This is a genomic window from Actinocrinis puniceicyclus (assembly GCF_018283645.1).
GTDB lineage: Bacteria > Actinomycetota > Actinomycetes > Streptomycetales > Catenulisporaceae > Actinocrinis > Actinocrinis puniceicyclus.
The window spans coordinates 15,290-37,491 of record NZ_JAGSXH010000032.1 but is presented as its reverse complement, the minus strand read 5'-3'; the positions used below and the strand labels follow the sequence as shown (position 1 = coordinate 37,491).

Annotated in this window: 17 protein-coding genes; 9 read left to right on the top strand and 8 right to left on the bottom strand. The window is 71.0% G+C overall.

Features of this window, described 5'->3' with window-relative positions:
• Positions 1-46 precede the first annotated feature (46 nt).
• Positions 47-598 (top strand): AAA family ATPase, encoded by a 552-nt coding sequence (locus KGA66_RS11610; protein ID WP_211467638.1) that lies wholly within the window; start codon positions 47-49, stop codon positions 596-598.
• Between the two features lie 167 nt (positions 599-765).
• Here KGA66_RS11610 and KGA66_RS11605 read toward each other — a convergent pair whose 3' ends face one another.
• From KGA66_RS11605 to KGA66_RS11590, 4 genes are all read right to left on the bottom strand, one after another.
• Positions 766-2,940, bottom strand: coding sequence for an RICIN domain-containing protein (locus KGA66_RS11605; RefSeq protein WP_211467636.1), 2,175 nt, complete (start codon positions 2,938-2,940; stop codon positions 766-768).
• Between the two features lie 588 nt (positions 2,941-3,528).
• Positions 3,529-6,477: a helix-turn-helix transcriptional regulator gene (locus KGA66_RS11600; protein WP_211467634.1), complete on the bottom strand. Its 2,949-nt coding sequence runs from the start codon at positions 6,475-6,477 to the stop codon at positions 3,529-3,531.
• A 104-nt stretch (positions 6,478-6,581) separates the two neighbouring features.
• Positions 6,582-8,270 (bottom strand): 2-isopropylmalate synthase, encoded by a 1,689-nt coding sequence (locus KGA66_RS11595; protein ID WP_211467633.1) that lies wholly within the window; start codon positions 8,268-8,270, stop codon positions 6,582-6,584.
• 129 nt (positions 8,271-8,399) lie between these two features.
• Entirely contained in the window at positions 8,400-9,161 is a 762-nt protein-coding gene (locus tag KGA66_RS11590) for a 4'-phosphopantetheinyl transferase family protein (protein ID WP_211467631.1), read from the bottom strand.
• 513 nt (positions 9,162-9,674) lie between these two features.
• Between KGA66_RS11590 and KGA66_RS11585 the strand changes: the two genes are divergently transcribed.
• Entirely contained in the window at positions 9,675-10,214 is a 540-nt protein-coding gene (locus KGA66_RS11585; RefSeq protein WP_211467629.1) for a hypothetical protein, read from the top strand.
• Here the strand turns inward: KGA66_RS11585 and KGA66_RS11580 are convergent.
• From KGA66_RS11580 to KGA66_RS11565, 4 genes are all read right to left on the bottom strand, one after another.
• Complete coding sequence (locus KGA66_RS11580) at positions 10,199-11,023, bottom strand: 3-hydroxyacyl-CoA dehydrogenase family protein (RefSeq protein ID WP_211467627.1); 825 nt, start codon at positions 11,021-11,023, stop codon at positions 10,199-10,201. The genes KGA66_RS11585 and KGA66_RS11580 overlap by 16 nt on opposite strands.
• 376 nt (positions 11,024-11,399) lie before the next feature.
• The gene (locus KGA66_RS11575; protein ID WP_211467625.1) at positions 11,400-12,077 is read right to left on the bottom strand and encodes a response regulator; all 678 of its coding nucleotides are present in this window, start codon (positions 12,075-12,077) and stop codon (positions 11,400-11,402) included.
• Positions 12,061-13,161, bottom strand: a complete 1,101-nt coding sequence (locus tag KGA66_RS11570) for a sensor histidine kinase (RefSeq protein ID WP_211467623.1) — start codon at positions 13,159-13,161, stop codon at positions 12,061-12,063. Before KGA66_RS11570 ends, KGA66_RS11575 begins: the two co-directional genes overlap by 17 nt.
• Positions 13,162-13,718: 557 nt before the next feature.
• Entirely contained in the window at positions 13,719-14,657 is a 939-nt protein-coding gene (locus KGA66_RS11565; protein WP_211467621.1) for a UbiA family prenyltransferase, read from the bottom strand.
• Positions 14,658-15,407: 750 nt separating this feature from the next.
• Here KGA66_RS11565 and KGA66_RS30005 point away from each other — a divergent pair.
• From KGA66_RS30005 to KGA66_RS11530, 7 genes are all read left to right on the top strand, one after another.
• Entirely contained in the window at positions 15,408-15,956 is a 549-nt protein-coding gene (locus KGA66_RS30005; RefSeq protein ID WP_211467619.1) for an allene oxide cyclase barrel-like domain-containing protein, read from the top strand.
• A gap of 31 nt (positions 15,957-15,987) precedes the next feature.
• Positions 15,988-17,019 carry a 3-oxoacyl-ACP synthase III family protein gene (locus KGA66_RS11555; protein ID WP_211467617.1) on the top strand — a complete coding sequence of 344 codons (1,032 nt, stop codon included), beginning with the start codon at positions 15,988-15,990 and terminating at the stop codon, positions 17,017-17,019.
• 124 nt (positions 17,020-17,143) lie between these two features.
• Positions 17,144-19,105 carry an HAD-IIIC family phosphatase gene (locus KGA66_RS11550; RefSeq protein WP_211467615.1) on the top strand — a complete coding sequence of 654 codons (1,962 nt, stop codon included), beginning with the start codon at positions 17,144-17,146 and terminating at the stop codon, positions 19,103-19,105.
• A complete protein-coding gene (locus KGA66_RS11545) occupies positions 19,102-19,335 on the top strand; it encodes an acyl carrier protein (protein ID WP_211467613.1) in 234 nt (77 codons plus the stop codon). Before KGA66_RS11550 ends, KGA66_RS11545 begins: the two co-directional genes overlap by 4 nt.
• 104 nt (positions 19,336-19,439) lie before the next feature.
• On the top strand, positions 19,440-20,270 hold the full coding sequence (locus tag KGA66_RS31550; protein WP_369015853.1) for a 2-oxo acid dehydrogenase subunit E2: 831 nt from the start codon (positions 19,440-19,442) through the stop codon (positions 20,268-20,270).
• Positions 20,267-21,394: an alpha/beta fold hydrolase gene (locus KGA66_RS11535; RefSeq protein ID WP_211467609.1), complete on the top strand. Its 1,128-nt coding sequence runs from the start codon at positions 20,267-20,269 to the stop codon at positions 21,392-21,394. The genes KGA66_RS31550 and KGA66_RS11535 overlap by 4 nt, the downstream gene beginning before the upstream one ends.
• Before the next feature lie 2 nt (positions 21,395-21,396).
• A complete protein-coding gene (locus KGA66_RS11530) occupies positions 21,397-22,179 on the top strand; it encodes a thioesterase II family protein (protein ID WP_211467607.1) in 783 nt (260 codons plus the stop codon).
• Positions 22,180-22,202 lie beyond the last annotated feature (23 nt).

The window sequence follows — 22,202 nt, the reverse complement described above, 5'->3', positions numbered from 1 at the left end:
CTCGGGTGGCGGCTTGACGGCGCGCGGGGCACTACCATGGACTTCCATGATCGTATGGCTCAACGGCACCCACGGCGCGGGCAAGACGACGACCAGTGCGCTCGTGCAGCAGTTGATCCCGGATTCACGGGTCCTCGATGCCGAGAAGGTCGGCGAGACCCTCATGGACATCAGGCCCGGGCTGTCCGACACGGACAACTTCCAGCACTGGCCGCCGTGGCGGCCGCTCGTCGTCGAGACCGCCCGCCACGTCCTCGAATACACCGGCGGCACGCTGGTGATGCCGATGACCGTCCTGGTCGAGCAGTACTGGCGTGAGATCAGCGCCGGCCTCGCCCGGCACGCCATCGAGGTACGTCACTTCGTCCTGCACGCCGACCAGGACACCCTCCGCGCGCGCATCGAGCGGGACACCGTCCTGGGCCCCTCCGCATTCCGCCTCAAGTACCTCCAGCCCTACGCCGAGGCGGCCCGCACGTGGCTTCACGCCGAGGCCGAGGTGATCGACACCACGCATCTCACGCCCGCCCAGGCCGCACTGAAGGTCGCAGAGGCCGTTGCCGCCGGCGCGCAACGCCGAGCCGCCCCGTCGCCGTGACGGCATGACGGCGGAACGCGAGTCGCGCGGTGGTCGCCAGTGCGACCACCGCGCGGACACCGCATACCAGCTGCCTGATATAGCTGCGCCGGCGGCCGCTCCCGTCGCCGGAGCGTCAGTCAGCCGTCCGTCCTGACCGCCGGCTTCCCGACCGTGGACTGAACCCGTCAGCGCGGGTTGAAGTCCTGGTTGGTGCCGGGGGCGTTCTTGCAGGGCCACTGGTCCAGTTGTTGGCCGGTGTTGCTGCCGTTGCCGTAGACGTCCAGGCACAGGCCGCTGTTCTGGTTCTTGAACTGCCAGGAGCCGTCGGACTGCTGCTGGGCCAGCCACTGGCTCGCGGCCGAGCCGCTGACCGGCTGCTGGACGATGTCCGGGGTGCCCTGGGCGGTGGAGGAGTTGGCGACGCTCACGTCCTGGCCGGAGTTCTGCGCCTGGATCTCGCCGTAGCCGCCGGAAGTGGGCACGAACTGGAACTGCTGGTTGGACTGCCCGTTGCAGGTGTACTGGTCGATCGCCGCACCCGAGTTGCTGGTGTTGCCGTACACGTCAAGACACAGGCTGTCGTTCGCGACCACCAGCCGGTGATAACCGCTCGGGAAACCACCGCCGCTGCCGCCGCTGACCGTCCACGTGAACGACGCGGACCCGGACGCGCCGGTCGTGTCGGTGGCGGTGACCGTCACGTTGAAGGTCCCCGACGCGGTCGGCGTACCGGAGATCAGACCCGAAGAGGAGATCGACAACCCCGCCGGAAGACCCGACGCGCTGTAGGTCAGGCTCTGGCCGGCCGCAGAGTCGCTGCCCTGGATCTGCACGCCGCCGATCGCGGCACCCACCGTGCCGGTCTGGGCACCGGGGTTGGTCACCGTGACGGTGTTGCCGCTCACCACGCCGCCCGGGATGACGTAGGTGACCAGCGAACGCGCCGGAATCGTCGCCGAGAACGCGCCGCCGTTCACGCTCGTCGTGCCCTGAGCCGCGATGGTGTTCGAGCTGTTGGTCAGGTACGGGGTGACCGTGGCGCCGTTGGCAACTCCGGTGTTCGCCAGCGAGTAGGTGATCGTGTCGGCACCGCTGCCGGTGTTGAGAGCCACGATCGCGAGCGAGCCGTCAGTGTTCTTGTACGCGCTCAGGTCCACCGCGCCGTTGGAACTGCTCGCACCGATGCGCACGGCACCGGGGTGGATGTAGCGGCTGTAGTTGCCGAAGGCCCACAGCCGGCCGGTGGGCATCACCGAACCGCCGCTGAACTGCACCAGACTCTCATTGTCGCCGTTGCCCGAGGTGCTGCCCCACCAGTAGAGGTACGCGCTGACGTTCGCGCCGGTCAGGCCCTGGTGGATGTGCTGGGCCCAGGTCATCCCGGAAGCGTCGGAGCCGTTGTCCCAGGCGGAGTTGAAGCCGTCGAAGGTCGACCACTCGGTCTCCCACGCCTGCTTGTTCCAGCCCGGAATCGGCGAGGTCGGCGCGCCGCTGTACCCGTGGCCGGTCACCACCGCCGTGTCCGCCAGCGCGGTCGGATCCGACTCGATCGCGGCGGCGTACTGGCCGGCCTTCGGCCACCCGGTGGGGGCGCAGCAGGAGACCTGGGTGGACAGCCCGGAGTTCTTCACCGTCGGCCCGAGCACGTCCAGCAGGCTGGCCATCTGCGCCGGGCTCATCGTCATGCTGTCGTAGTTGGTGCTGTAGTCGGGCTCGTTGGAGGGGCCGACGAAGGTCAGCGGCACCCCGCCGGCGGCGTAGTCCTTGGCGTACTGCACGAGGTAGTTCGCGTACGCCTGCCGCCAGTCACCGCTGGAGCAGGAGGCTCCCGCGGTACCGCAGACCTGGCCGCCGTTGACGGCCGAACCGTTGGTCTTCATGTACCCGGGCGCGCTCCACGCGTCGGCGTACACGTTCGTCACCCCGAACCGGCTCTTGATCTGCTGGGCGAACCACAACTGGCCCTGGTCCTGGTTGGTCTGCGCCAACGTCTTGTAGCTCGGCGTCGCGTTCGGCCCACCGGGATTGTTCGGCTCGATGCTGTTGCCCGAATCCGCGCCGATCTCGTTGCGCAGGATGGTCAGCCCCGCCCCGGTGGTCGGGCTGTACAGATCGGCCAGCACCTGCTGCTGCACCGACGAGGAGGCGTTCATCACCGCGCTCGCCTGGCCGAACGCCTCAGACGCGCCGAAGCCGGCAATCGTCTGATACGTCGTCGCGCCGTTGATCGAAGCGCTGTCGGCCGCGAACGCCGGGGCGGACGGGAGCACGACCGCCAGCGCGCACGCACCGATCACGCCCAGGCTTACCGTCAGTGACACGCCTACGCGGCGATCCGTGCGTCTTCTCGATACGGGCATGCTCCCGCTCCTTTCCACTACGAGACTTACATCAGGCCTCTGCTAACCAGGTGGATCGCCGCGAGCGCGCTGGGAAAATGAGTAGGATCCCTGCCGGCAAAGACTTCTGATTCGGGTAGCTCAGCTTCAGACTCATATCGTGTCGAACATGCGTGGGCGCTCTTCCTGTTCTGGGCGTCACGCAGCCGCGGACTTCGGCAACTGGCCGCCGGGCCGGGTGAGATCTGCGGTTGTGAGGTTACGTCCTAGTGTCGAACCGATACCCTGCTGCGATCCAGGCGGATGCTAGAGCCGGGGGTATGAGCGGTCAATGACGCGCAAGGCCGGACCCGACCGGGCGATAGCGCTGACGAGCGGCCTGGGCGGACGCCCGAACAGATTCCCGGGCGCGCGCGGGCTGCGCAGCAGTAGCAACGCGGTTCGCGAGGTCACTTCAGCTGATTGATAGATGAACACTGATGCACCGAGCGGGGTGAGGCCGGCACCGAAGGGGGAAACTGCAAGTTTCACGATCAGTCTGACTCATACCGCGTTACCCGCGAGCATGAGACCGATTGCCAAGGACGCCTCCGGCGAACCGCTCGCCATCTAAACGGCCCAGGCGGGAGCGGCGCCGGGTTTGCGCGCGCCGATCGAACCGGCCAGCGTGATGTCGGCGCGCCCGGCGACGCCGAGCTTGCGGTAGGCGTGCGTCAGGTGCTGCTCCACGGTGCTGACCGTGATGAACAGGCGCTTGGCGATCTCCCGGTTGGTCAGGCCCTGAACGACCAGGTCGGTGACGCGGCGCTCGGCGTCGCTGAGCACGCCGGCGGCCGTGTCCGCGTCCGCGGGTTCCCGCTCGGGCCGCTCCGCGTCCTCGGCGAGCAGCGTGCTGATCCGCTCCGCCCGGCACTCCCGAGCGATGTTCCAGGCCTGACGCCCGATGACCCGGGCCCGGCGCGGCTCACCCAGCTCCTGGTACGCGACGGTCAGGTCGCACAACGTCAGCGCGAGCAGGTATTTGTCCGCGCTTTCCTGCAGCGCGTCGGCCGCCGACCGCAGCAGCAGCGGGCGCTGCCGCAACTCGTAGCTGCCCGCCAGAACGCGCAGCGCGTTACCGTGCGCCCGCGGGAAGGTCCTGCGGTCGCAGCGTTCGAGCTGTTCCTCGAGCAGGCGGCGGGCCCGGTCCCGGTCGCCCACGGCCAGCAGCGCCTCGGCCGCGTCGGCACGCCAGGACAGCAGGCCCGGCGCGTCGATCTCCCACCGGCGCATCAGCTCGCCGCACGCCAGAAAGTCCGTGAGCGCGCCGTCCGGATCCTCGGTGGCCAGATGGTAGCGTCCGCGTGCCCTGATGTAGTGCAGCCCGTAGCGGCTCTCCAGCATCGCGCCCGGCACCGGCCAGCACAGCATCTGCGCCGCCTCTTCGGGCCGGCCCATCTCGGTCAGCGCCGTCAGCAGGCTGCCAAGGCAGGCACCGAGCGTGACGCCCCAGCCGGTGGCCGGGATGATCGCCAGCCCTTCGCGGGCATAGCGCTCGCCCGCCGGCAGATCGCCCTGACGCACACTGATCTCCGCGCGGATCGCGCAGAGCCGGGCGCGCCGGCTCGGCGACTCACGCTCGCGCGCCGCCTCGATGAGCTTGTCGCACCAGGGCGCGGCGCGGCGCGACTGCTCGCCGTAGGTGAGGGCGAGCAGGGCCGACTCGACCGCGTCCATGCCCATGCTCTCCAACCGGGCCCGCCGCAAGATCCGCTCCGCCTCATCGACGACCTGCTCGGACGGGCCGCGGGTGAGCACCGCGTCGAGCGCGGCGCACGCGCCGAGCCGGTGGCGCAGTTCCGTGCTCGCGGCCGCGGGACGGTGCCCGGCGGCGGGCTGGGCCTCCGGCACGTACTTCAGCAGCGGGGCGAAGGACGAGCGCAGCCACGAACGCAGCACGCGCAGGTCGGCGGTGTTCTCCGGGCCGGCGGACAGGTCGCCGGCGGCGACGCGTGTGAACACGCGGACCGCGTCCTCGGTGCGCGCGTGCCAGAGCAGGGCCCTGCCGAGCACGGTGGCGTCGGCGACGGTCAGGGTGCCGTCGTCGAGCGCGCCGAGCAGCTCATCAAGGTACTGCGCGGGCACGGCCGGGTTCAGCCGCCATTGCGCGCGCATCAGCATCATCGTCAGGCGCGGCCGGACCGTCTCGTCTGCGCATGCTGCGCGGGCCAGGCGCAGATACCCGATCGCGGCGCTGACCCGGCCCTCGGCCAGTGCGCTGCGCGCCGCCTCCTCCAGCACCGGCACCGACCACGGGGCGCCGGCCCGGCCCGCGGCGCTCAGGTGCCCGGCCACCTCGGCGACGGGTCGCCCGGCGCCGTGGGTGATCTCGGCGGCCGCCTCGTGCAGCCGGGCCCGCTCCGGCGCGCAGACGTCGGCGAGCACCACGGCGCGGGCCGCGCAATGCCGGAACCGGCCGTCCACGGTCAGTCCGGTGCGGTTCAGGGCGCGCAGCCCGGCGGCCGCGGCCGCCGGTTCGAGGCCGAGCAGCCGGTCGAGCGGGCCGTCGCCGTCGAGCACGGCGACGCCGCGCGCCACCGCGTACATCAGTGAGCTGCCACGACGCAGGCAGCCGAGCACGGCGCGCGCGTATCCGTCGCCGACGAAGAGGGCTTTGCGCGCATCGGCTTCGGTGTCGGCTTCGGTGCGGGCAGTGCCGGTGGGCGTGGCCGCGCTGGGGGTAGCGGCGCTGGGGGTGGCGTCGGCCGCGATGGCGCGGCGCGCCGACTCGCGTTGATCGTCGAGCAGTCCCTCGGTCAGCAGCGGATTGCCACCGCCGGCCTCGAAGCACTGCGCGGCCACGTCCTCTCCCGGTTCGCCGCCGAGTCCGGTACGCAACAGTTCCGCCACGCCGGCGGCCGTGAGCGGCGCGAGCTCCAGTACCCTGCCGTGCGGCTGACGCAGCACGTTGAGACGGAATCCGGAGTCGACGGGCTCTGAGTCGCCGCCGTGGCCGAACACCAACGCGATCCGGGTGCGCGGGATCCGGCGCAGAAGGTATTCAAGGCAGGCGAGCGACGCGCCATCGGCTTGGTGCACATCGTCGACCACGATCACCAGAGGCGTGCGCTCGGCGATCGCGACGAGCCGTCGGCAGAACCGGTCGGCGACGCGCGCGCTGACCGGCGACAGGCGCGCGCTCCCCCGTGCTTCGGCGCCGGCGTCGGAAGCACCCTCGGCCCCGGCTTCAGCGTTGGCTTCAGTCTCGGCGGCGAACTGCGTGGCGCCGCCGGTGACCAGTTCCTCCAGGAAATGCCTGTCCGGCTCGTCAAGGCGCGCGCCGACCAGCAACTGGGCGAGCACGCCGAGCGGCAGGCCGGCCTCCGCCTCACAGCCGGTGCCGGTGAGCGTGAGCGCGCCTGCCTCGGCGGCCCGGCTGACGAAGACGTCGAGCAGCGTGCTCTTGCCCACGGCCACCGCGCCGCAGACCAGGGCCGCCCCGCCGCGCCCGGCACGGGCGCCCTCGTACAGTTCCGCCAGCAGCGCCAACTCCTCGGCGCGCTCCACAAGCTCTACCATGCTGGTTTCCCGATTCCCCTCGTTGGGCGCTTCAGCGCGCGGCGGCCGGGCTCGGCACAGGCACAGGCACAGGCACAGGTGTAGGTGTAGGCACAGGCCCAAGGTCACATCGAAGCGGGCACCGGGGCCATCGACTCCTCGTAGCGGGCCACCGCGGCGCGCACCGCCGTGTACGTGGCGACTTGCTCGTCGCGGTGGAGCCCGGCGCCCCACACGGTGCGTCCGTCGACAAGGCAGGATGCGTAGACGGCCACGTCGCCGGCCCGCGCGCCGGCATCCGGGCACGCGTCGAGCACGTTCACTTCGCGGATCAGCACGCCCCACGGCGCGAGCGCCCCGACCAGGTCCTCGGCGAGCGGGGTCCGGCCGCGGCCGGCCGGCGGATCGACGTAGATCGCGGCGAGGATCGGCTCGCGACCGGTGGTCAGCGGCGTCGGCTCGTCCCACACGCGCACGTAGACGGACTCGAAGCAGGCGCGCAACCGCTCGGGCGTCACCTCGCCGCCGCTCTGCTCGGCCACCGCCTGTACGTGCCGGGCGAAGTCGATCTGCAACTCGCGCGGCAGTCGCAGGCCATGCCGCGCGTTCATCAGGTAGGCGATGCCGCCCTTGCCGGATTGGCTGGTGATACGCACCAGTGCGTCGTAGGAGCGGCCCACGTCCTCCGGGTCGATCGGCAGATAAGGGATCCGCCACTGCTGGTTGCGCAGCGTGGTGCCGGTGTGCAGCGTTCGGGCGCCGGCGTCGGCGAAGCCCTTGTTGATGGCGTCCTGGTGCGAGCCGGAGAACGCGCTGTAAACCAGGTCCCCGACATACGGCTGGCGCGGATGGACCCGCTGCCCGGTGCACTCCTCGACAATCGCCCTGATCCGGTCGAGGTCGGAGAAGTCGATGCCCGGGTCCACGCCCTGGGTGTAGAGATTCAGGCCGAGCGTGATCAGATCCACGTTCCCGGCTCGCTCACCGCCCCCGAGCAGGCAGCCCTCCACCCGCTGCGCGCCGGCGAGCACGGCCAGTTCCGCGGCGGCCACGGCGGTGCCGCGGTCGTTGTGCGGGTGCACCGAGAGGCACACGTGCTCGCGGCGGCTCAGGTTGCGCTCTAGCCACTCGATCTGGTCGGCGAACACATTGGGCGTCGCGCGCTCGACGGTGGCGGGGAAGTTGAGGATGATCTCCCGGCCCTCGCCGGGTTCCCAGACGTCCATGACGGCTTCGCACACGTCGAGGGCGAAGTCGGCCTCGGTCTCGTTGAACAGTTCGGGAGAGTACTGATACCGCACCTCGGTGCCGGGCAGCAGCCGCTGGCAGCAGGCGGCGGTCAGCCGCGCCCCCTCGACGGCCAGTGCGCGGCACTCGGCGCGGCTCATGCCGAAGACCACCGAGCGGAAGGTGGGGCAGGTGGCGTTGTACAGGTGGATACCCGCGCTGCGGGCTCCTCGCAGCGCCTCGACGGTGCCGCGGATCAGCTCGGCGCGGGCCGGCACGAGGACCGAGATCAGCACGTCCTCCGGGACGCGGTCCTGCTCAATCAGCATTCTGATGAACTCGTGGTCGGCGGCGTCCGCGGACGGGAAACCGACCTCGATCTCCTTGTACCCGATCTCGACCAGCAGCTCGAACAGCGCCAGCTTGCGTTTCGGGCTCATCGGCTCGATCAGGGCCTGATTGCCGTCGCGCAGGTCCGTCGAGAGCCAGCGCGGCGCGCGGTCCTGGGTGCGGCCGGGCCAGGAGCGCTGCGGCAGATCGACCGTCGGAAAAGGCCGGTAACGGCGGTGCCCGTCTTCCCCGCTCATGGCACATCCTCCTCGTTTCACGACTCGGTGCCTTGATCCGAAGCATCAGCGGCGCCGAAGAGGCGAACAAGGGCAGTGCGATACTCGATATGGCGGGACGATCACAGGTTCGGCCGCGGGGATCGAAAGTTATGCCCCCACAGGTACCTTTTCGGCCGCCGGCGGGCGCTGCGCCGCGCCGGCCGCGCAGAGCACGATCGCGGTGAGGATCAGCTCGTCGCGCACCACCCAGCGTCCGGTGAGCTCCGTCAATTCCCTGCCTTGAAGCACCGGTCCCGCGGTGAGCAGCCGCGCGGTGAACTGCCCCTGCTCGGGGTCCACGGCGATCGCGGCGTCCTCGAAGTCCAGCCAGCGGCGCGTGAGCGGGTACCAGGTCTTATATACGGATTCCTTGGCGCAGAAAAGCAGCCGGTCCCAGCGGACCGCGGGACGGGTGCGGGCGAGCCGGTCCACCCAGAGGCGTTCCCGCGGCAGGCTGACGGCTTCCAGCACGCCGCCGGGCAGCGCGGCGTTTGGCTCGGCGTCGATGCCGAGTCCGGCGATCTGCACGGAGCGGGCGACGACCGCTGCGCGGTAACCCGCGCAGTGCGTGATACTGCCGATGATCCCGCGCGGCCAGAGGGGCTCGCCGCGGCCTCCGGACAGGATGGGACCGGGAGGCACGCCGAGCCGGGCCAGAGCGAGCCGGGCGCAGGCGCGTGCGGTGACGAACTCGGCACGCCGGGAGGGCACCGCGCGGGCGACGTACTCGTGCTCGCCGGGCAGCAACTGCTCGTCGAGGTCCTCGCGGGTGTCCGCGCACTCGGCCGGCGGCGGCACGATCTCCTCGATCAACGCCCGGCCCGGACCGCGGCGGCGTGGCCGCGCGGGCGGGGTCTGATTGCTGTCCATGCCCACCAGCGTAAGCACCCGCCCATGCGCCGCAGAACCCTGACGGGCATTCTCCGGGGTCGCGCCCCGGCGGGTCCGGGCCGATAGTGGCGCCGGACCCGGCGCTAGGGGCTTCATCAAGCCCATGCCTTCAACGCACTCGACCAGTGCATTCGATCCACCACGACATCCGCACAGCCAGGCGGCACCACCGCCCACGATCAGCGCACCGAACGTTCCGCATAAGCCTTCTCGGCACAGGCGAGAGTTTCCACGCACTACGGCTGGTGCGGAATGCAGAAACTGCCCGTGCCACCCGCCCCCAAATCAGCCAGCGCGGGGTCCGGGTCGCCCCAGTACCTGGTGCCCAACAAAGCCGAGTAGCAGGTCGAGTCCGGCTGAGTGAAGCCTGAATAGCAGAATGAGAACGTCGTTTGCCGCGAACTTCCCGCCGGCACCGTTAACGCGGTCTTCGGGGACCAGTAGACCCACGAAGAAACGGAAGCATGGAGCAGGACGTAGTACACGCGGCCGTTGCCCGTGTTCGACACGGTGACTGGCACGGAGAGGCAGAGCCGTTCACCACTGAACGAGACGAACGAGACCTCGCCGTACGTGATTGTCGCCGATGCCTTGAGGTTGGACGAACCGGCCGCGCTCGTCGTCTTGGAAACCGGCTTCGGCGTGCTGGCCGTGACGCCCTGGGCCACCGCAGCGGAACTCGTCCGGGACGGCGTCGGTGACGGCGCTGCCGCGGTCGGACTCGCGGAGACGGACGGCATCGCACTCAGATCCGCTGACGCACTCGCACTCGCACTCGCGCTCGCGCTGGCCGCGACCGACGAGACGGAGTGCGCCGTCGCCGCTGCCCCTCCTGGACCCGCACACGCGCTGACGCAGCAGACGAGCACAACGATTGCGGCGCCTGCGACAGCGCGCAGCGGCGATCTGTTCCTGGACAAGGAGCCCTCCCACCCGATCAACGCGCGGCGCGCGACGGGCCAGCATAGCGAAGTCGGTGCGGCAGCGGACGACCCCTCCCGCCCCGCGCAGTCCCGTCAGCCGTATTCGTAGAAGCCGCGGCCGACCTTGCAGCCGAGCGCGCCGTCTTCGAGCATGTCGAGCAGCACGCGGCAGGGCCGGCTCGCGGCGTCGCCGGTGCGCGTGTAGATCTCGTCGAGGGTGCGCACCAGGCTGTCGATGCCGATCAGGTCGGCGGCCCGCAGCGGGCCCACGGCGTGCCCGTAGCAGCAGCTCATCGCCGCGTCCACGGCATCCGCGCGAACCCCGTGGCCGAACAGCCCGGCCGCCGTGTTGATCATCGGGTACTGCAGCCGGACACCCACCGGTGCCTGTGGCGACTCCACCAGGCGCAGTCCGAGCGCCGCGATGAGAAAGCGCGCCGCGTCCATCGCCTCGTCGGAGGTGTGCCGGCCGCGGGACACCTCGACCGTGCGGCTGCGGAAGACCGGATTCGGGAAGTGGGTGGCGACCAGGTCGAAGGGCCGGCCGGACCAGTCGGCGAGCTCGTCGATCGGGATCGCCGAAGTGCATGAGGCGAGCGCGGTTCCGGGCTCGAAGACCGCGCACACCTGAGCGAACGCGCGGGTCTTGGCGACGGCGCTCTCGGTGACCGCCTCGACCACGATCGTGGCGCCACCTCCGTCCGCCAGCGACACGCTCGTGCTCAGCAGTCCCCCGGCGGCCGCCGCTCTCGCGCCGACGGCCCGCGCGAGCTGCGTGCGGGCCCGGCCGAGCGCGCTGTGCTCCCGGTCCACCAGAACCACCGGGATGCCGCGGGCGACGGCCTGGCAGGCCAGGTTCGCACCGGTCACCCCCGCGCCCAGGATGGTCAGTCGCAACGGCTGCGCGCGGTGCTCCACGCCGCCTCCTCGTGCTGTGTCAATCATGTGCTGTGGCATCCCGCCGAACGTATGGTCGCCCGAGGCGGGGTCACAACCCCGGGTGCACCACCCGACACCCCTACGAGCTGGTGAGAGGTCGCGTGGTGCGGATTCCTGGTCTGATACGGCGGCTGATCGGCCGGAGACGGCCTCCGGCGATCGGGCCCCCGCCGACGAACCGGACCGAACGCCGTCCAAGCTTGAGATTCGAGGTCTGACGCGCGAGGCGGCGCCCAGGCCGTGGCCATCACACCGCACCCCACCACCGGGACGATACCGCAACAGTCCCGAGCCGCTGCATCACCGGCCGCCGATCCCGGCGACCTCGGCGACCTCGGCGACCCGCGTCTTGAGCTCAGTCGCGGCGCATCGAGCCGCCCTCTCGCGCGTGCCCGGCGAGCAGCCCGCCGGCGATGGCCTTGTTCACCGCGTCGATCCGGGAGACCGCGCCCAGCTTCACGAACACGCCGTGCAGGTGGCGCTTCACCGTCGCCTCGGTCACATGCATCCGCGTGGCGATCTGACTGTTGCTCAGCGCCTGCGCGACCAGACGCAGGATGGCCAGCTCACGCGCCGAGAGGGACTTCTCATGGGAGCCGTGCAGCTGCGCCAGGCTCTCCCGGGAGATGGAGAGCACCATCCGCTCCGGCGACTGGTACACGCTGCGGACCGCCGCTACCAGTTCCTTGCGATCGACGCTCTTGAGCAGATAGCCGCTGATGCCCTCAGCGATCAGCTTGCGCAGCACGATCGGCGCGTCGTACATGCTCAGCATGATGATTCGGCTGGTCGCCGAGGCGAGCCGCATCCGGGCCACCGTCTCCGCCGCCTGCCGTCCGGGGATCTCAACGTCCAGCAGGACGATGTCCGGCCGGTGCTGGACGACCTTGCCGATCGCCTCCTCGCTGTTGGCGGCCTCCGCGACCACCACGATGTCCCCCTCCGCGGAGAGGATCTCCCGAATGCCCTCGCGCACCAGCACGTGGTCGTCGACGAGGACGATCGCGATCTTGCCGTCAGTCCGCGTAGTCATCGCCCCGCCCGTCCAGGGGAATGGCCAGGTCCACGTGCGTGCCCTGCCCGACCCGGCTGCGCAGGTGCAGCGTGCCACCCAGCAGGCGGGCCCGCTCGCGCATCGACCTGATGCCGAGTCCGTCGCCGCGGGCCTGGTTGTGCACGTCGAAGCCGTCGCCGTCGTCCTCGACGAACGCGCGCAGCTCCTGCGGGGTGATGTCCACGTTGATGACGAGCGTGGACGGGTGGGCGTGCCGCAGCGCGTTGCGCGCGGCCTCGCGCAGCACGAGGAAGGCCTCGTCCATGACCTCCGGCGCGGCCCAGCCCTCGTTCCCGTTGACGCGCAGTTGGACGTGCACGTCGTCGCCGGCGGCGCTGTCGATGTAGTACTTGAGCGCGGTGTCCAGGCTCTTGAGCGGGTTGAAGCCGTACAGGTCGGAAGTGAAGGCGCGCAGGTTCTGCATGGATTCGAGCACGGCTCGCTGCGCGGCCTCGACCTTCTGGCTGGCCTTGCCCGCGTCGGTCTCGACGTAGAGGCTGAACAGTTCCAGCTGCTGGTGCGTCACGCTGATGCAGTGCCCGATCCGGTCGTGCAGGTCGCGGGCGATCCGGCGGCGCTCGTTGACCTGCGCGTCGTGCACCTGGTTGAGCAGGTAGCCAGTGTAGCCGGCGATGGCGGTGCGCACCCGCAGCGTGATGCTTCGCTCAAGCGCCATCGCGCTCTGCACGAGGAGCCCCAGCGCGTCGGGGCGGTCGGCCAGCCGGCGCCCGACGTTGTCCAGCACGGTACAGAAGAACACTGAGGACGCCTGCAACGACTCGCTCGGGTGCACGCCCTCGGCGGCGCGGCTGAAGCCGATGTCCCAGGCGATCATCTGGTAGCCCTCGCCGACCAGGACCCGGCCGGAGCGCAGGCTCGCGCACACGTCGTCCAGGATCTGCCCCGCGTTCGCCAGCGCCTGCACCAGCGCGTTGTCGTCGTGCGCGATCGCGTTGTCCAGAGATCGAAGCTGCCGACCGTACTGACCGAGTATCGAGTCGCGGTCCGCCCGGATGAGGGTCGCCAACCATTCGGCGTCCGCGAGCTCACCCTTAGGTTCCATGCAACTGCGTCCCCTCGTTCGACACACCAACGGTTCGCCGGTGAAGCCGCATACCCGATTTTCACACGTGTTTGTGCCTATCGCGTGAAATCGCCGAGATTCAACCGCCGTATTCAATGAACTTTTTCGATCGTCACTTGATCAGCCGATGAAATGGACCATGACGGGACGAAAAGGAGACTACGGACACCGAGGTACCGGCGGCATGGCGCATGCCGCGTCAGATGTCCCGAACTTGCAGGTCAGGCGGTTTAGACAAGCGCATTGACATCGGGCGCGACAGGTTGTGCGCCCCGTCCGAACGCGGGTTCGCCGTCCTCAACGCTTCTGCATCCCCGATCGCTTGAGCATCACTCCCAGCCGTGCGACCGCGTTTTCGCACGCCGCCCGCACGGTCATTCACAAACGATCTTCACTTGCGACGGCGTAGACCGGAAATGCTCAGCCTACTGATACCAGGCCAATCATACGGCATCGGACTGGAACGAGCCAGAGCCCTCTTCCTGCCGGTGCGCGATTTCGGCGCCGCGATGCGCGGGCGTTTTCCAGCGCGGTCGCTACAACGGGGCGAGCAGGGCCAGGACGAGCCCGGCGTGCCCCAGATACTGCACCGCCATGAACACCCGATAGGGGCGACGGCGCACTCGGCGGCTCGCGTCCGGCGGTACGCGCGCGGTCACCACCGCCAGCACCACGGCGCCCGCGGCCACGGCCGCGGCCGGCAGCAGCAGCCCGTGCCCCGCGACGGCGGCCGCCGCGGTGAATCCCGCGGCCACCGCGAAGGCGACCAGCAGCATCAGGCCGCCGGCCCGCTGCGGGCCGAGCACGAGCGGCCAGGAGCGCCGGCCGGCGAGCCGGTCGCCCGTCACGTCGGAGAGGTCCTTGGCGATGCCCCCGACGCCGCCCATCCACGCGGTCATGGCGAGCGCGAAAACCAGCAGCGGCGCGCTGATCGCGCGCGCGGACGCCACGGCGCCGCCGAGATATGTCAGCAGGCCGAGGGCCGCACCACCGAGACTCGCCGTGTAATAGCGGCGCTTGAGCGGAAACGGAGGCCCGGAATACGCATAACCTACCGTCAAATAAGAGAGCATCACCGCGAATTGGCACGGTCCTGCGATCATCGCCTGGACGAGTGCCGCAAACGCGAGCACGAGGACGACGCGCCGGGCGAACGCCAGCGGCAGCGCGCCGCTCGCTATCGGCCGGCGCGAACCGTTGCCCACGTCCTCGGCGTAGTCCGCGATCCCGTTGCACAGGTAGATCGCGCAGGTGGCCAGGGACCAGCCGAGCGCACCGAGCAGCGCGGCGCCGAGCCGCAGCCGTCCGGTGCCGAGCGCGGCGCCCGAGGCGAACCGCATGAGGAAAACCACCTGCACCACCGGCCGCGCCTCGACCAGGCACCGGCCCAACGCGGTGAGCACGCGCGCGCCGATCAGCAGCCCCTCGATCCTCCGCAGGAACGACCGTCCGTGGCAAGCCGCGCGGTCCCACACCCGGCCGCCCGCTCGCCGGAACCACCATATCCGATACCTGATGATCCGGCACAGGTTCGAACGAGGCGGAGTCGATCCGGCTCGCGCCGGCCACGCGGGGGTGATCCCCGGTGCGCCGGGACCTGGGAAGATCGACGCGCCGCTGAGCGCGCGAGGTGCGCCGGGGCGGCGCCCGGCGCGGATGGCGGCGCGCGGCCGGTACCCCGGTGTCCGACCCCGAGTCGGCGCCCACCCGCACCCCTGACCGGCGCGTGGACACCCCATCCCGCCGCCGCTGAGCCCCAGCGAGACGGAAGCTCGGCAGGTTTGGGGTATGACGGTCGCCTCCCGGTTCGTAGCCTTACTGACATAAGGCTGATACGCCCGGTGCACTCGGTCACAGGCACAGGACCGTGGACGCGCTCCCGCCACCGCGGCGAGCACGGACAGGGCCTTCGCGGACCGCGGGCTGACGCAGGGCATTTGCAGGCGAGGCCCTCGTACAGAAGGCCGCGACCGGGCGCGTGGATGCGCCTGCGCGCACGAAGAAACGCGCGCTGAACGAGCTGCTGAGCAATTCGCTCCAAGAACTGCCTGTTTCGCCATATCTACTCCCCCGGTAGTCGTCTGCACTGCGCACGTGTACGCGGACGCACGCCTGCCGGCGCGCGCGGCTCAGCGGTGTCTTAGAGCGGCACAAGAGCGCTCGCCCAGGATCGAGACGTCGGCGTACTCACGCGTCGAAGCCCACTGCGTAGGAGGTACGGAAGCGTGAATTCCGGATACAAGAGGCGGCGGCTGCTGGCCGCGGGTCTGGCCGTCGCGGCGGTCGGCGGCGGTGTCACTGCGGCCGCGCCCCACAGTGCGGCCGCGGCCGCTGCGTCTGATCGGCCCGGCTGCACTCGGATCGAGGTCACCGAGCCGACGGTGCGGATCTACGCCAACGAGCCGATCACGGACCCGGCGAATCCGCCCGTCGGCGCGATGGCCGTATATCTGGATCCGTTGCAGGACGCCTCGGGGCAGAGCGTCGGCAGCACTGCCGGGCATCTGGACATCCTCAAGCGCGACTCGGCGGGCCACACCATCGAGAGCATCTCCGAGACCCTTCAGCTCTCCGATGGCGCGCTCGTCTCGACCGGCGTCTACGACCGCACCGAGATCCTGTCCGGCGCCTGGGTCGAGGCCCCGATCAACGGTGTCAGCGGCGGTTACGCCGGCAAGCACGGCATCTGGCGGTGGCGCATGACCAGCCACACCGCGCCGTGGCCGGTGCAGGAGCAGATCGTGCTGTGCGGCGGCGACGACACGGGCTCCTGAGACCCCGGATTCACCAGGAGGGATCGCACCGATGGGTACCAGCGAAGTACACGTCCTGTCGGCATCCGGCGTCCTGCCGGGGCCACAGATCGACAACGCCGCGCTGGCGCGGCGGTTCGGCATGCCGGCGGCGTTCGAGCAGTGGATCGACGCCTTCGTCGGGACCAGCGGCCGGCACCTGGTCGTCGACCTGGAGTCGGGGCAGGCCACGGCCACTCTCGCGGATCTCGCCGCGCAGGCCGGAGCCGAGGCGCTGCGGTCCGCGGGCCTCGGCCCGCAGGACGTCGATCTGCTGGTGATGGCGACCGCGACGCCGGACAAGCTGATGCCCGCGACCGTGACGATGGTCGCCGACCGGCTCGGCATCGACCAGGTCCCGGCCTACCAGCTGCAATCCGGGTGCACCGGCGCGGTGCAGGCGCTGCAGGTGGCCGAAGGGCTGCTGCGCTGCGCGGACCACCGCACCGCACTGGTCATCGGCGGCGACGTGTGCGCGAAGCACCTCGACGTCGGACTGGACCTGGCCGCCATGCCGCCGGGCCAGTTGGTCAACGTCGTGCTGTTCGGTGACGGCGCCGGCGCGGCCGTGCTCGGGACGCGGCCGGGCCCCGGTTCGGCCGTGCTGCGGCGCACCCTCGTGCGACTGGTCGGCCTGGGCCGGGCGCCGGCGCAGACCGTCGAGTGGTTCGGCCTGGCCGACCGGCTCGCCGACCTGCCCGCCGGAAGCGAGGACTACAAGGCGATCGAGCAGCACGTTCCCGGCATGGCCGACGAGGTGTTCGCGGAACTACTCGACGAGCTGGACTGGAAGAAGTCAGAGGTCGACTACCTGCTGCCCCCGCAGCTGTCCGGGACGATGACGCGCCGGATCACCGAGCGGCTCAGCGTCTCCGGCGCGCGCGAGATCAGCTGCGTGGCCGAGACCGGCAACACCGCCAACGCACTGCCCTTCTTCCAGCTCGAACGGCTGCTGCCGCGCATGGTCGAGGGCGATCGCGCGGTCGGCGTGACGATCGAGTCCAGCAAGTGGATCAAGGCGGGCTTCGCGCTCGAAAAGCAGTGAAGAGTGCTGCGCGTCCCGAAGATCGCTGCGAAGCCCGAAGAGCACTGCGAAGCCTGAACAGCGCGCCTTCGAGCACGTCTGACTCTCCCGGCAGATCCCGATGCCCCGAAAGGCCCTGATGCCGATGACCGCCGTCCGCTCCGGCGCCGCCGATGCGTCGTTCCCGGTCCAGGACGCATCCTGGGACCTGGTGGCGCTGCATCGCGCCGGACGCCTCGTGCAGCAGTACCCTCTGGTCGCCGGCCTGCTGCGGCACCTGTCCGACGCCGACCTGATCGCCGCGGGGCAACTGCTCAGCCGCCTGTCCGCCGACGAGGTCACCCGGCTGCACCCGAGCGTCGCAACCCTCGACATCGCCGTCACCGGGCACGGCACCCTGGCCGCGCTCGTCCCCGCGCTGACCGCGCACACGGCCAGGCACGGCCTGCTGACGCGGATCCGCCTGTCCGACTTCGACGGCTACGTCTTCGACCTCGGTGATCCCGGCAGTTCGCTCTACGCGGCCGGCCCCGGGCTGACCCTGTGCGTCCTCGACCCGCAGATCGTGTTCGACGAGGTGCCGGCGCCGTGGCGGCCCGAGGACGTCGAGCGGGTCTTCGGCGAGAAGCTGCGACTCGTCGAGGGCCTGACGACCGCGTTCGCGGCCAACAGCCGCGGCACCCTGGTTCTCAACACCCTGCCGCTGCCGCGCCGCCACAGCGCGCAACTGCTCGACCACCGCTCCCGGGCCCGGCTCGGCGCGATCTGGCACGAGGGCAACGCCGCCCTGCTGCGGCTCGGCGAGCGGCCCGGCGTGATCGTCGTCGACCTCGATCCGCTGCTGGCCGGCGGGATCGCGGCCGAGGACGCGCGGATGAGCGTGTACGCGAAGGCACACCTGTCCCCTGAGTTGCTGGCCGCCTACGCCCGCGAGGTCGCGCACCTGGCCCGCCACCTGACCGGCCGCACGAAGAAGTGCCTGGCGCTGGACCTGGACGGCACGGTGTGGGGCGGCATCCTCGGCGAGGACGGCGCCGAAGGCATCGAGGTGGCCGACGGCTACCGCGGCGAGGCGTTCCGCGCCTTCCAGCGCGTGGTCAAGCAGATCGGGTCCCAGGGCGTGCTGCTGGCGGCGGTCAGCAAGAACGATGTGGAGCCGGTGCGCGCGGTGCTGCGCGACCACCCGCAGCAGACGCTGCGCGAAGCGGACTTCGTGCGCGTGTGCGCCAACTGGCGGCCCAAGCACGAGAACCTCGCCGAACTGGCCGGGGCGCTCAACCTCGGTGTGGACAGCATCGTGTTCGTGGACGACAGCCCGTACGAGCGCGGCCTGGTGGAGCGGGAACTGCCGCAGGTGTCCGTCGTCGCAGTGGACGACGAACCCGCGCGGCACATGGAGCGGCTGCTCGCCGACGGCTGGTTCGACGTGCTCGAACTCACCGACGAGGACCGCGGCCGCGCCGCCAGGTACACCGACGAACTGGCCCGCGAGGACTTCCTGCGCAGCTTCGACTCCCTCGCGGACTACCTGCGCGAGCTGGGCGTCCGGGTCCGCCTCGCCCGGCTGGGCGACCAGGACGTCCCGCGCGTCGCGCAGCTCACGCAGCGCACCAACCAGTTCAATCTGACCACGCGCCGCATGCAGCCCGCCGAGGTGCGGGCGCTGGCCGGCGACCCCGCACAACTGGTGCTCACCATCCACTCCGGCGACCGTTTCGGCGAGAACGGACTGGTCGGCGCGATCTTCGCGCGCCGCGCCGGGGACGCGCTGCACATCGAGAACTTCCTGCTCAGCTGCCGGGTGTTCGCGCGCGGCATCGAGCAGACCTGCCTGGCCGCGGTGCTGCGCCACGCGCGGCGGACCGGTGCGACCGCGGTGTTCGGCGCATACCGGCCGACCGCGAAGAACTCCGGAGTGAAGGACCTCTACCCGCGTTACGGCTTCACCCGGCTCGCGGCGGACGAGGACGGCACCACACGGTTCCGCCACGACCTCGCCGAGATCGTCGGCACCCCGGATCACGTACACCTCGACGAGTCGCTCGGCGACCTGCCCGGCGCCGCCACCGAGAACGGCAACCACGGCCCGCAAGGAGACCACTCGTGAACACCGTGACCACCGTGGACGACTTCGTCCAGCTGATCGCCGACGGGCTCGGCCTGCCGGTGACCGCCGAGGACGTCGACCGCGACCTGGACCAGATCGCCGGCTGGGACTCGCTGCACCTGCTGTGGCTGGTGACCGCGCTGGAGCGGCAGACCGGGCGCAGCGTGCCGATGGTCGAGCTGTTGCGGGCCCGCTCCCTCGGCGAGATCTACGCGGCGGTGACGTCGTGAGCGCCGCGGGCAATGCGAGCACGAGGACAAGCACGAGCTCGGGCACGGGCACGGGCACGGGCACGGGCACGGCGAGCACCGCGCGCGACGCGCCCGCCGTCACGATCCGGGCCCTGCCCAGGCAGCGCCGGCACACCCTGCACTTCCTGGCCGGGCTGCGCGACTTCGCGCCGGTATTCCTCGACACCGAGGTCGACATGGGCGCCGTCCTGGAACACCGGGCCGCGGCACGCGCGGATCAGCACTCGTATTCGGTCTCCGGCTACGTGCTGCACACCGCCGCCCGCGTCCTTGCGGCGCACCCGGAGGCGAACGGCGCCATCCGCGGCCGGCTGCGGCCGCGCGTCGCCCGCTACGGGACCGTGAACGGCAAGCTCGCCTTCGACCGGACGCTCGGCGGAGTGCGGGTGGTGCTCACCGCCGTGCTGCCGGACCTGGCGAACTGCTCCCTCGACGAGATCCAGCAGCAGGTCGACCGGCTGCGCGACGGCGATCCCGAGCAACTCAAGGAGTTCGCCGGCGCGCGGATGCTGCACAAGCTGCCCGTGCCGAACGGCCGGCTGCTCTCCCGGATGGCGACGCGACCGCTGCGCCGCCGCGCCGCGCTGCTGGGCACCTTCGCCGTCAGCTCCCTGGGCCACCGTCCGATCGACGGGTTCTACTCGATCGGCGGCACGACGGTGACCCTCGGCCTCGGGCAGATCGCGCAGCGGCCGGTCGCGCGCGGCTCGGCGGTGGTGATCGCGCCGGTGCTGCGCCTCTCGCTGACCTTCGACCACCGGGTCATCGACGGCGCCGAGGCGGCCGACGTGCTCGCCGAGATCAAAACAGGGCTCGAAAACTTCCCGGCGGTCCCGGATGCCGGGCACCCGGCACCGCCCGCGACGCGCGAGCCGGCCGCGGCCGGCGCAGAAAAGGCGGCGAGCCGGTCATGAGCGCACCCGTGAACCCGGCCGTCAACGACGTGCGGGAGCTGAAGCAGTTCATTGAGTTGCACGCCCGCGCGCAGGCCATCCCCGGCTACCGGGCGATACTGGACCGGATCGGCACCGACCTCGGCGACGGCGAGGGCAGCTGGGCCGGGGAATGGAGCCGTGCGGCCGACGCGCTGCTGGCCCGGGGCCGGGCGCTGGAAGCCTGCCGTCACTACGCGATGGCCCGCTTCCCCTACCCCGACGGCCCGGCGCGCGAGCGTGCCGCTCTGGCCTGCGTCGCGGCGTTCGGCCAATGGTGCCGGCAGAAGGCGCCGCAGGTGCAGCGGCTGGAGCTGGAGACCTCGGTCGGCCCGCTGCGGTGCTGGGCGGCGGGCCTGTCGGCGCACCGGCCGCGCCCGCTGCTGCTGATCATGGGCGGCATCGTCAGCGTCAAGGAGCAGTGGGCCTCGGTCCTGCCGCTGGTCGAGAAGTTCGGGATGGCCGGGATCGCCGCCGAGCTTCCGGGCGTCGGCGAGAACACCCTGCCTTACGACGCGGACAGCTGGCGCATGCTGCCGGCTTTGCTGGACGCGGTGGCGGACCGCGCCGACGTGCACCACACCTATGCCAATACTCTGAGTTTCAGTGGGCAGCTCGCGCTGCGCGCGGCGGCCGAGGACCCGCGCATCCGCGGCGTCGTCACCGCCGGAGCGCCGGTGCGCGTGTTCTTCACGGACCGCGACTGGCTGGCCCGGGTGCCGCGGATCACCGCCGACACCCTGGCCCGGCTGACCGGCGCCCGGCCCGGGGACCCGGCCGGGGACCTGGCCGGCCGGCTCGCGCCGCTGGCACTGAGCGACGAGCAGCTCGACGCGATCCGGATCCCGGTCGCCTACCTCAACAGCCGGCGCGACGAGATCATCCCGGGCGCGGAGGCGGCGCTGCTGCGCGAGCGGCTGGCCGACCTGCGTCTGGTCGAGAACGACGATGTGCACGGCTCGCCGCTCCACGTCACCGAGACCCGCATATGGACGGTGCTGTCCGTGCTGCGGATGCGCCGGGTCCGCAATCCGCAGCGAGTGGTGCTCGGCGCCGTATGGCGGGCCCTGCGAGCGCGTCGAGCGGTCAGGGGGGCGGGGAGATGACCGTGGACGCCGCAGCCGGCCGCACGACCGGGGCGCTGACGCCGTTTCTGACCGCGGCGCCCGACCCGAAGGCGCCGCTGCGTTTGTTCTGCCTGCACCACGCGGGCGGCGGCGCCTCGATGTTCGCCGAATGGCAGCAGGCGCTCGGCCCGTCGGTGTCGGTGCTTGCGGTGCAGTTGCCGGGCCGCGAACGCCGGGTGCGCGACGGGCGGCTGACCGAGATGAGCGAGGTGGTGCGCGTGCTGTGCGAGCAGCTCGGCCCGCATCTGGAATCGCCGCACGTCTTCTACGGGCACTCCATGGGCGCCCTGATCTCCTTCAACCTGGTGCACGCCCGGATCACCGCGGGAGCGCGGCCGCCCGAGGCACTCATCGTCGGGGCCTGCAATCCGCCGGACGTGCCGCCGGTGTCCGCGGGCACCGAGGACCTGTCGCGCGACGGGCTCGTCCAGTGGCTGCTGGACGCCGGCGGCATGTCGCCGATGCTGCTCAAGTACCCGGACTGGGTCGACGCGGCGGTGGCGCTGCTGCGTGACGACCTGCAGCTGTGCAACAGCCACGTGGTCGGCCGCCGCGAGCCGCTGCCGCGGCCGATCCTCGCCTACTCGGGAGACGGCGACCCGCTGATCGCCGCCGACGCCATGGCGGGCTGGGCCCGGCACGGCGACTCAGGCTTCGAACTGCGCACGGTCCCCGGCGGCCATCTGTTCGTGCGCGACCCGCCGCAGCAGTTCCTCGCGATGCTGCGCCGCGACCTGGCCGCGGCGGGCGCCGACCACAGGTAGGGCTCGGACACCGCCGCGCCCCG

What these genes read in the sequence shown, in the direction of transcription:
- KGA66_RS11610 (WP_211467638.1), top strand. Translation starts at nt 47, where the DNA reads ATGATCGTATGGCTCAACGGCACCCACGGCGCGGGCAAGACGACGACC.
- KGA66_RS11605 (WP_211467636.1), bottom strand. Translation starts at nt 2,940, where the DNA reads ATGCCCGTATCGAGAAGACGCACGGATCGCCGCGTAGGCGTGTCACTG.
- KGA66_RS11600 (WP_211467634.1), bottom strand. Translation starts at nt 6,477, where the DNA reads ATGGTAGAGCTTGTGGAGCGCGCCGAGGAGTTGGCGCTGCTGGCGGAA.
- KGA66_RS11595 (WP_211467633.1), bottom strand. Translation starts at nt 8,270, where the DNA reads ATGAGCGGGGAAGACGGGCACCGCCGTTACCGGCCTTTTCCGACGGTC.
- KGA66_RS11590 (WP_211467631.1), bottom strand. Translation starts at nt 9,161, where the DNA reads ATGGACAGCAATCAGACCCCGCCCGCGCGGCCACGCCGCCGCGGTCCG.
- KGA66_RS11575 (WP_211467625.1), bottom strand. Translation starts at nt 12,077, where the DNA reads ATGACTACGCGGACTGACGGCAAGATCGCGATCGTCCTCGTCGACGAC.
- KGA66_RS11570 (WP_211467623.1), bottom strand. Translation starts at nt 13,161, where the DNA reads ATGGAACCTAAGGGTGAGCTCGCGGACGCCGAATGGTTGGCGACCCTC.
- KGA66_RS11555 (WP_211467617.1), top strand. Translation starts at nt 15,988, where the DNA reads ATGGGTACCAGCGAAGTACACGTCCTGTCGGCATCCGGCGTCCTGCCG.
- KGA66_RS11550 (WP_211467615.1), top strand. Translation starts at nt 17,144, where the DNA reads ATGACCGCCGTCCGCTCCGGCGCCGCCGATGCGTCGTTCCCGGTCCAG.
- KGA66_RS11535 (WP_211467609.1), top strand. Translation starts at nt 20,267, where the DNA reads ATGAGCGCACCCGTGAACCCGGCCGTCAACGACGTGCGGGAGCTGAAG.